The organism is Streptococcus parasanguinis, from assembly GCF_016648855.1.
In the GTDB taxonomy this organism is placed as follows: Bacteria; Bacillota; Bacilli; order Lactobacillales; family Streptococcaceae; genus Streptococcus; species Streptococcus parasanguinis_L.
On record NZ_JACLQU010000017.1, the window covers coordinates 1 to 9,820 of the forward strand.

Annotated in this window: 9 protein-coding genes; 7 read left to right on the top strand and 2 right to left on the bottom strand. The window is 42.1% G+C overall.

Features of this window, described 5'->3' with window-relative positions; translation table 11 throughout:
- The 5 genes from H7T92_RS10365 to trxA all read left to right on the top strand — a co-directional run.
- Positions 1-197: hypothetical protein (locus tag H7T92_RS10365; RefSeq protein WP_207185397.1), on the top strand; the 197-nt coding region annotated here is incomplete at its 5' end.
- 100 nt (positions 198-297) lie between these two features.
- Entirely contained in the window at positions 298-2,985 is a 2,688-nt protein-coding gene (locus tag H7T92_RS09385; protein ID WP_201037633.1) for a Cna B-type domain-containing protein, read from the top strand.
- Between the two features lie 262 nt (positions 2,986-3,247).
- A complete protein-coding gene (gene rpsO / locus H7T92_RS09390) occupies positions 3,248-3,517 on the top strand; it encodes a 30S ribosomal protein S15 (protein WP_003004251.1) in 270 nt (89 codons plus the stop codon).
- A gap of 532 nt (positions 3,518-4,049) precedes the next feature.
- Positions 4,050-4,271, top strand: coding sequence for a DUF4649 family protein (locus H7T92_RS09395; RefSeq protein ID WP_049485630.1), 222 nt, complete (start codon positions 4,050-4,052; stop codon positions 4,269-4,271).
- 13 nt (positions 4,272-4,284) lie between these two features.
- Positions 4,285-4,599: a thioredoxin gene (trxA, locus tag H7T92_RS09400; protein ID WP_049485631.1), complete on the top strand. Its 315-nt coding sequence runs from the start codon at positions 4,285-4,287 to the stop codon at positions 4,597-4,599.
- Between the two features lie 162 nt (positions 4,600-4,761).
- Here the strand turns inward: trxA and H7T92_RS09405 are convergent, their stop codons facing one another.
- Together H7T92_RS09405 and pepF are read right to left on the bottom strand one after the other, a co-directional pair.
- Complete coding sequence (locus tag H7T92_RS09405) at positions 4,762-5,553, bottom strand: DUF2785 domain-containing protein (protein WP_201037634.1); 792 nt, start codon at positions 5,551-5,553, stop codon at positions 4,762-4,764.
- Between the two features lie 54 nt (positions 5,554-5,607).
- Complete coding sequence (gene pepF / locus H7T92_RS09410; RefSeq protein ID WP_201037635.1) at positions 5,608-7,404, bottom strand: oligoendopeptidase F; 1,797 nt, start codon at positions 7,402-7,404, stop codon at positions 5,608-5,610.
- A 155-nt stretch (positions 7,405-7,559) separates the two neighbouring features.
- On the opposite strand from pepF, the gene H7T92_RS09415 reads away from it, so the two are divergent.
- Entirely contained in the window at positions 7,560-8,843 is a 1,284-nt protein-coding gene (locus H7T92_RS09415) for a DUF6287 domain-containing protein (protein ID WP_201037636.1), read from the top strand.
- A 17-nt stretch (positions 8,844-8,860) separates the two neighbouring features.
- On the top strand, positions 8,861-9,598 hold the full coding sequence (locus H7T92_RS09420) for a hypothetical protein (protein WP_201037637.1): 738 nt from the start codon (positions 8,861-8,863) through the stop codon (positions 9,596-9,598).
- The last annotated feature ends 222 nt before the right edge of the window (positions 9,599-9,820 follow it).

Here is a 9,820-nt window from a genome sequence, read left to right on the forward strand (position 1 = left end):
TGAGTGGGCTCTACTACGCTGATTTCATCAGCTTTTACAGCCCTACTCAACTGTGCGGAGGTGGGACGACGAAATCGGATTCTAACGAATTACCGATTTCTGTCCCACTCTCTATTTTTTATTTGTTTCAAAAAAATGTACTTAAAATACAAAAAGCATATATTTTAGCTTGTCTTCTCAAAGTAAATCGATTATAATGAAAAAAGATAGGTTGTGTATAAATTCACAATATGTAGTGATAATTTTTCAACTCACATACCTTATCTAGTAAACGTAGAAAAAGGAGAAAAATCGTTTATGAAAAAGTGGCTCTATTCTGTTGTGACAGCAGTTGCCCTATTTTTACTAGCGGCTTTAGGATTTGCCAAACCAAATAGTATAGCTAAAGTCCATGCAGATACTATTAATAGTGTAGTCAAATCTGTAAACATTTCGAAATCAACTGGTGGAGCGATTACAGATCCACTCGGTGTTTGGGAGAGCTTTCAAGTTGAAGCAGACTTTGAGTTGCCGAATGGGAGCGTAAAAGCAGGGGATCAGACTGAAATCCAACTTGGAGATGGCTTTAAGGTCTTTGAAACGGACACCATTGACCTGCTGGATCCAAGTGGTCAAAAGGTTGCGACAGCAACGGTAGATGATCAAAGAAAAAAGATTACAGTGACCTATACGGACTATCCTGAAAGAATGGCAAATGTGACAGGGAAACTGCGTTTCTTTGCGCGTGTAGACCACCAAGTTGTCAAAGGACAAAAGACACTTGAATTCAAACTTAAAATCGGTAAAGATGTGATTCCAGGTGGGAATATCGATTACAAAGGGGTCAATCCAGGTGAGAATCCTCCTACTCCAGAAGTCTTTAGCAAGTGGGGGTGGACCAACTCAGATGATAAATTAAAATTGACCTATACCTTGAATATCAATCAAGGCCACACAGCCCTTCATAATATTGATATCAAAGACCACTTGGCCTTTACAGATGGTAAGATCAAAGCAGATTCTGTCAACATCCATACAGGAACTTGGCAGGTTAGTGATGAAGATGGCGCTTATCATTTAAAAAATACCACAAACGTCACCAAGAATTATTCCCCTGTTGTCAGCGCTGATGGTCGTTCTCTAACAGTTCATATTGGCGATCTAGCTCCTGAACAAGGAATGACGATTCGCTATGATGTCTATTTGGACAAGGTCCCAGCCATCAATACATCCTATAAAAACAATGCTAGCATGACAGCTACAGAAATCAAGGAGCAAAATAAGGTAGCAGACATTCTGTATCAGTTCCTTGATGGAGACTTCAATGGTGAGAAGTACTCCTTCACCATTCATAAAAAAGGTGAAAATGGTCAAGCGCTTGCCGGTGCCGTCTTTGCTGTGACAGCAGATGATACTGGTGAGCAAGTGGGAACCATTACGACAGATGAGAATGGTGTTGGTACCATTACGGGCTTGATCAAGCAGGCTTATACAGTTCAAGAGATCAAGGCTCCAACAGGCTATGTTCTCTCTAAAGAACCTATCAAGATCAGCAAGGACGATTTTGGAAATGACCTTGCGATTTCTCGTGATGCTGTGAACCAAAAAGAAAAGACAAGCGTTGCTGGTCAAAAGACATGGAATGACAATGATGACCAAGATGGCAAGCGTCCATCAAAAATCACAGTCAATCTCCTAGCAAATGGTGTCAAAGTCGCTTCTAAAGAAGTGAAACAAGATGCGGCAGGAACTTGGGCTTATCATTTTGATAATCTCGATGTGGTCGATGATGCTGGCAATGTCATTGCCTACACTGTTTCAGAAGAACCTGTTGAAGGCTATGAAGCCACTATTGAGGGAACCAATATTACTAACACTCGGACACCAGAAATCGTTGAGATTCCAGTAACGAAAGTTTGGAAAGACAATGATAACCAAGATGGCGTTCGTCCTGACAAGGTCACTGTTCGTCTCCTTGCAGATGGTACAGAAGTAGCTAGCCAAGAGCTAAGTGCAGCGACTGATTGGAAGACAGTCTTTACCAATCTTCCAAAATACAATCACGGTAAACAAATTGTCTACACAGTCACAGAAGACACAGTAGCCAATTATTCTGCTGCGATTGATGGGACAACCATTACCAATAGCTACAAGCCAGGTAAAACCAGCGTCACTGTTACAAAACGTTGGGAAGACAACAATGACCAAGATGGCAAACGTCCAAATACCATTAAGGTACAGCTCTATGCAGATGGCAAAGCTCAAGGAAAAGAAGTGGAACTTTCTGCTAAAAATAACTGGACTCATACCTTTAGCAATTTGCCTCTAAAAGCGAAAGGTAAAGAGATTCAGTACCAAGTGAAAGAAGTTGGGGCAGTCAAAGGCTATACTAGTACGGTTGATGACAGTAACAAGGGAAATGTAGTGATTACCAATAGCCGCACGCCAGAAGTAACGGAAGTAGCAGTTAAGAAGATCTGGGATGATGCAGACAATAAAGAGGGTCTTCGTCCTGAAAAAATCACAGTTCGCCTCCTTGCGGATGGTCAAGAAGTAGCTGTAAAAGAAATCACTGCTACTGATAATTGGCAAGCAAGCTTTACGGATCTACCCGTATACAAGGAAGGTAAGAAGATTGCCTACACGATTACAGAGGATCCAGTAGCAGGTTATACAAGCAACATTGATGGTTTCACGGTAACCAACCGTCATACGCCACCAACAACACCTCCTACCACACCACCAGGCACACCGCCAGCGACTCCGCCTACAACCCCACCAACGACACCGCCAACAACTCCACCGACGACACCACCAACAACACCACCAACAACGCCGCCAAGCACACCGGAAAAACCAGAAATTCCAACTACACCAAAAGAAGGAAAGAAAAAAATTCTTCCATCAACTGGTGAAGTTGTTGCTTACGGGTTGACCATACTCGGTGCACTCTTAGCAATTTTTGCTTTGGCTTTGCTCTTGCGTGGTAAACGGAAAGAGAAATAAGCTTCATACCGATAAAAGGCAAATATCCTAGAGATATTTGTCTTTTTGAATAAGTTGCTTGAAGAATGATCCATCAAACCGTCCAAATTCCCAAGGTTCTTTTTAGAAAAGAGAAAAGCTCCTCTCAAAGGAAACATAAGTGTTTGACAGAAAGATGAAATCTTGGTAGAATAAGAAGGTCGAATAGACAACTAACTCTTTCTTGGTAGCAGGATATGCCAAACCTGCCACTCGGATAGAGCATAAAGAAAAGGAGCTTATCATGGCAATCTCAAAAGAGAAAAAAAATGAAATCATTGCACAATACGCACGTCACGAAGGTGACACTGGTTCAGTAGAAGTACAAGTTGCTGTCCTTACTTGGGAAATCAACCACTTGAACGAACACATCAAACAACACAAAAAAGACCACGCTACTTACCGTGGTTTGATGAAGAAAATCGGTCGCCGTCGTAACTTGTTGGCTTACCTTCGTACAAACGACGTTAACCGTTACCGTGAGTTGATCAACTCTCTTGGACTTCGTCGTTAATCATGATGCTAAGGGCGCCAAAAATCCGTATGAAAATAGGGAAACGACACAGTGTTCGATGAACACAAGGAGTTTCATCTTTTTCACTAGGATTTTAGCCCGAGCTCAAAACAGCTCTCTGAATTCAGGGAGCTGTTCTTTTTTGCCAAGTGCTTAGGCCGTGTTCAATTGAGCATATCTTGAAATAAAGCTACTCTAGTTGAGTAGCTTTTTTGTTTTTTGTCACCTTGCCTCGATATACTCGAGTATAATCTTCGGCTACGGTTCCTAGCATCGTAAGGTAAAATAGACCAGAACTATCTCCCTTCGGGGAGATTTTTTGTTTTCAGAAGAAATCCGGTACAATCTTCGGTTCGTCGCCTTGTCTAGAAACGTTTTATCTAGCAAGAATGGAGCTCTCTGGATTCAGAGGGCTTTTTTCTTGTCTTTTTGTTATCGAACGAGATCCATCATTCTGAGGAAGTCGTTTTGTTTGACAGATGTAATATCTAGAGTTACAATTGATGCATCATAAGAAATAGAGGTTATCGCTATGATTGATATTACATATCTAGACGGTGCAAAACAAGAAAGAGTCATGCATTTTGATTCCTACGATGAGTTTGAACGCTCCCAACAAGCTTGCTTAATTGGGGTAGCAGATTTTTATCCTGTTGTGAAACTAACCTATAATGGTCATGAGTTGGATTACCAAGGGACTTACGGGGATGTTTTCTTCTATCTCATGAAACAAGATTTAAGCCAATATAACTAAAAGGAGAAATACTATGGCAAAAGCAATTACAGATGCAACATTTGAACAGGAAACTAAAGACGGATTGGTCTTAGTAGACTTCTGGGCAACTTGGTGTGGTCCATGTCGTATGCAAGGTCCAATCTTGGACAAATTGTCTGAAGAACTTTCAGAAGATGTTTTGAAAATCGTTAAAATGGATGTGGATGAAAATCCAGAAACAGCGCGTGCTTTCGGCATTATGTCCATCCCAACCTTGCTCTTTAAAAAAGATGGGCAGGTTGTTAAACAAGTAGCAGGAGTGCACACCGCAGCACAAATTAAGGCCATTGTGGCAGAGTTGAGTTAATATCATAAGCACTTCCAGTAGTAAAATGGGAGTGCTTTTATATATCCAAAGAAAGAGCCCTGCCCTCTTAAATGAGGAGCAAGGCTCTTTTGTCTTCAATAATTTTTTTCACGAAAAGTGACTTGAAAATTTTTGGAGGGTTTTACATTCACTGTGCAATAGTTAGTATTGAAAAGATTGAATGGCTTTTTTCAACTCATCTTGTAAAACGTTTCTTTGATCAAGTTGAATATAGACTTCTAACAGACAGGATCTAAGGTTGGAAAATTTATAAAAATCTTCCCTTTCTTCTATCGGAAAGTCAAGCGTTTTTATCCAAAAAGCTACTTGTTCTTGCTCGATTTTCCCTTGCAAAATAGGTTCATAGAGCACTCTAGCTAAACGCCAATCTTCATCATCAGTAAAACGAATTGAAATTCTTTTAAAGATTTGACCAAGTGTGTTAAAGACTTTATGAACTTTGTCATTAGGAAAGTCCGGATGACAAACTACTTCTGTCAAAAGATCAGCTCCATGCGCAAAAGCGTGAACCCAGCCATACTGACTGGAAAAACCTGTTGTATCCTTTTCTTTTAAAAGATAGTGTAAGCCTTGATCCAGTAAAATATATCTTATATCAGCTTTTAATCTTTGATAAAAAATCGATTGTTTGTTGGCATCTGCAGACAAGAGATTGGCATAAACGAGTGCTCTAAAAGAACGCTCAAGTGTTGATAGCCCAATCTTATCAATCTCTTTTTCTATTCCTTCGTCGGATGAAATCGTCTCAGCAATGAAATGGAATTGTTCCCGTGTAAAGAGTTCTTCCTGAATCCCTCTAGCCAAGCTTGTAAAAACGAGATCATCGCGAATTTCTGGTGAAGGATCACCCAAATGTTCCAGCAACCACTGGATTTCTTCTCGATTATAGCTTGGTTTTTCTTCTGTCACTTTACTTTGTAATTCTTGATACATCCCTAGCACCTCTGCATTTTTACTAGCTTATTTTAGAGTTAGCTGTAGAGGAGTTTATTCTCCCAATTCTGCACTGTAGGCAATGATTTGATCCACAGTGTCTGAAAGGAATTGGATGGTATCGCGAAGTGGTTTGTCCGTTGAGATATCTGCTCCGATGATCATGGCTGACTCAAGTGGGGTCTTGCTACCACCTGATTTAAGGAGGTCTAGCCAATCTTTCGCTCCATTTTCGGAGTTCTTCAAATGCAGGTAACCCGCTGTTGAGATAACCAAGCCAGCTGAGTAGGTGTAGCTGTAAAGTCCCATGTAGTAGTGGCTTTGGCGCATCCAGGTCAAAGCTGCGTCGTCATCGATTTCAACGGCATCTCCCCAGAACTCTGTCAAGACTTCCTTCATGATGCTGTTGAGCTTGCTAGCGCCGAAGGTACCACCTTCTTCGATCAAGGTGTAGACCTTGCGTTGGAAGGCTGCTTCCAATAAGTGGGTGATGAAGTTGTGGAAGTAGGTATCTGTCAAACGGTGAGCCAAGGCAAAGCGTTTTTGACGAGGATCGTCAAACTGGTGTTCCAAATAGTCGCTGAGGAGGAGCTCATTAAAGGTAGAAGGAGCTTCCACATAGTAGGTCGACATGTGGGCGTTGAAGTAGCTTTGGTTGTTGTCTGAGAAGATGAATTGACCAGAGTGTCCGATCTCGTGGATCAGGGTGTAAACATCACTCATCCGTCCTGTCCAGCTCATAAGGACATAAGGATGGACGCGGTATGGATCGGCTGCATAACCACCGGAATCCTTGCCTTCATTGGCTGCGAAATCAACCCAGCGTTCGGTTTGGTAGCGGGCAATTTCGCGGGAATATTCTTCCCCAAGAGGTGCCACAGATTTCATGACCAAATCATAGGCATCATCAATGGTGACATCTGGGTTGAGCGCGCTGTCCAAATCCAACTTCCAATCAGCAAAGGTCATTTTCTCAAGACCATTGACCTTGGCCACGTGTTTGAGGAATTTTTGAGCGACTGGAGCGAAGTCCTTCATGATCAGGTCAATCTGGCGATCAAACATGGCACGATCTACTTCCTGCTCAGCTAAGAGATAGTCAAAGACAGAGTCGTAGCCCCGCATATCTGCAATCAGCTTTTCAGACTTGACTTGAGCTAGATAGGTAGCAGCAGCCGTGTTTTGGTGCTTGCGGAGACCTTCTGAGAAAGAACGAAAGGCTTTTTCACGGATTTCCGCATTCTCATGGTTTTGGTAGAAGTTTTCATAGGTGACAAAGCTATTCTTGTAAACTTTTCCATCCACTTCAAAATCAGCCATTTCAAAGTCGCCTGCCCGCATCTTGGTATAGATGTCTTGAGGTCCGTAGAAGACTTCACCCAAGTTGGTCAATGTTTTTTCGACATCAGCTCCCAAGTAGTGAGCTTTTTTAATTTTAGCCTGACGAATGGCAAAAGTGAGGTGAGGGAGTTGCCCCAGGCGTTCAAGGACATCTTCATCCGCTTCTACCAAAGCATCATCAAAGAAGGAAAGTTCGACGCTTGCCCAAGTTTCAAAATCCATCCCCGCTTGAGCAATTTCCGCAAAAGCTTCGTCGCCGAAGTCAGTCGTTTGGGGCATAAAGCTGTAGTTGCCAATGTGGCTGAGTTGGATCTGAATTTGCTCAAAGATCGCAAAGGCAGCTTCAAAGTCTTCAAAGGTGTGAAGGTTGCCCTTGTAGTTACGGACAAATTCATTGATTTCTTCACGTGTTTTTTCAATGGTACGCAAGAAGTCTTCTTGGTCTTGGTAAAGGGCTGTGAGGTCCCAGAGTTCGTTCTCAGGAAATTCAGAACGTTTTTTTAATTCCATAATGTTCTCCTTTTGATCGGTATTCTTCCTTAAGTATAGCAGAAAATAGGACAGAAACATAGGGGGAGAGGGGAAAATGCTTGTGTAAAAATCTTGAAAAGAGCTGGAAAAATTGACCATTTTTGATATACTAGGATAGATATGAGGAGGTTTTTATGAAAAAGGTCATGATTTCACTACTGGCGGGTGCGTCCGTTCTAGCTCTGGTGGCTTGTACGCCCAAACGCTATGAACGCCAAAGTAAACCAAAGACAGCAACATCATCATCGGTTAAAAAAGAGAAGAAGGATACAGGTCAAAAGTATTATCAAGAGGTTTTGGAGCGGTATGCTAAGTATGATACAGCTCTTAAAAATGGCGATAAGTCAGGCCTGTTTGCGGAATTGGGTAAAATACAATCTGGTTCAGAAGAAAGCATCTATCTAGATGCTTTGGAGCGCTTAGGAACTCCGGTAACCTTCCAATATGCTTTTACAGACTTGAACAAAGATGGTGTTGATGAGCTCTTGGTATCCAATCAATACACTGGAAACAAACAGTATGTTTCTGCTATCTATTACCTCAAGGGTCAAAAAGCTGAATTGCTCCATACAGCTTATACAGCTGCGGTGGGTGGCTATCGCTCAAGCCTAGATCTTTTTGATAATGGGCAAATTGTCTACGCCACTTGGCAATCTGTGAGCCCAGACCGGGAATTGACCCTTTATTCGCTAGGAAAAGGGGAAGCCAAGGAAGAAAAGAAAGCAACCATTCAAATCGGTGGGGACCAAACAGCAGAGCAGGCTCTTGGGATTTCAGCCAAGCAGTTGGACCTCAGTAAGCTAGACTGGAAAACTTTTGACGGTTCAGCCGACTCTAAATCAACAGCTAAAGCAGAAGAGAAAAAATCGGGGAGCTTCCAAGTACAAGTTAGCGTTGCTGATCTTCGAATTCGTAAAGAGCCCTCGACGTCAGCTCCCTCTGCAGGAATGATCGCAAAAGGTATTCACACCATCACGGAAACCGTAGAGGCAGATGGTCATACTTGGGGCAAATTGGAATCTGGACAAGACTGGATTGCCCTTGAATTCACAACGCGGGTGGATGGAAATGCCGAATCAATTCTTGCCCCTGCCAAAACAAGCACTGAGATGAATCTAGATGAAATAAAAGCTGGAAATTTCTCAAGTGTAGCGGGAGTTTGGAAAAATAAGTACGGTACGAGCATTGAGTTTGATGCGCAAGGAATTGTGAAGGTCAATGGTAGTGCTGTCAATGGTGTTCAATTTTCTGGTTTTTACTTCAAGGAAGGCAATTTACACGGAGTTAGTCGGATGCCTGGGGCAACGAATGAAACGCCTATTCTTTTCATTCCTTCAAGAGAAGGTGGCAGTGAATCCATTTACTGGAGTAAGAGTGATGCTACGAATGGGAACGATTTGTACTACCGTGTGAACTGAAAAATAAGGAGACAAGCATGAAAAAAATTGGAACATATTTACTAGCTGCAGCCCTCTTGCTTTCCCTAGCAGCTTGCGCCCCAAAACGCTATGAGCGTAAGCACAGTCCGGTAGGAGCTTCATCGGTCAAAAAATCATCTGACAAGGCCCAAGAAAAAGAGCAAACAGAAGAAGCTAAGTCAGATGAACATGATAAAGAAGCCATTGGAACCTTGTCAAAAGCAGACCAAGCGGACATCTATTCGATTATTGAAAACAGTGCGTCTTTGACCTATTCGCTTCAGGTACAACCGACTCGCTTGCTGGAGTTGAACAATGATCACGGTGCGGTTGATGGTTACCCACAAGACATGTTCATTGATTACTACAATACCTACACGCCGGGGACCTATAATTTGCAAGATATCATTGATAAATTAGAGGCAGAAGAGACATCGGACTCTATCCGCAGTCTTTCACAAGACAAGTTGATCCAACTAACAAATGAAAAGAAAAATGGCTGGATCTATTCGACAAAAGACAAGGCCTTCTACGAAATTGTATCTGGTGGGCGTGGCGGAGCGATGCCACCGATGGAGATTCCTTCGCCTGATGAATGGGTGATCAATGAAGATTCAGTTGAAGTGACAACGACCATCCAAGGAACTTCCGATCCATACAGACGTTTTGTCTTGAAACGCAACAACAAGAACTACAAAGGTGGAACCCACAAAACACGCTTTTATGTCGACAGCACTGAATTCGTGAAATCGTAAAAATAATCAAAAGCTATATCTAGCTCTAAAATTTTTATATAGAACTTGCTGAAGATTCACAGAAAAAGGCCCTCAAAGCCTTTTTCTTTTGGGCTTGAATATGTTAAAATAAAAGGTATACGTGCTTGGATACAAAGATGAGGATATAACATATAGATAGGCTGCGTCAATCGAATGCTATCATGCGTAATTGAACCCGCCTACAACTCTGTGGAAAAAGAT

Coding starts and splice junctions, on each gene's coding strand:
- H7T92_RS09385 (WP_201037633.1), top strand. CDS start 298: ATGAAAAAGTGGCTCTATTCTGTTGTGACAGCAGTTGCCCTATTTTTA.
- trxA (WP_049485631.1), top strand. CDS start 4,285: ATGGCAAAAGCAATTACAGATGCAACATTTGAACAGGAAACTAAAGAC.
- pepF (WP_201037635.1), bottom strand. CDS start 7,404: ATGGAATTAAAAAAACGTTCTGAATTTCCTGAGAACGAACTCTGGGAC.
- rpsO (WP_003004251.1), top strand. CDS start 3,248: ATGGCAATCTCAAAAGAGAAAAAAAATGAAATCATTGCACAATACGCA.
- H7T92_RS09405 (WP_201037634.1), bottom strand. CDS start 5,553: ATGTATCAAGAATTACAAAGTAAAGTGACAGAAGAAAAACCAAGCTAT.
- H7T92_RS09415 (WP_201037636.1), top strand. CDS start 7,560: ATGAAAAAGGTCATGATTTCACTACTGGCGGGTGCGTCCGTTCTAGCT.
- H7T92_RS09420 (WP_201037637.1), top strand. CDS start 8,861: ATGAAAAAAATTGGAACATATTTACTAGCTGCAGCCCTCTTGCTTTCC.
- H7T92_RS09395 (WP_049485630.1), top strand. CDS start 4,050: ATGATTGATATTACATATCTAGACGGTGCAAAACAAGAAAGAGTCATG.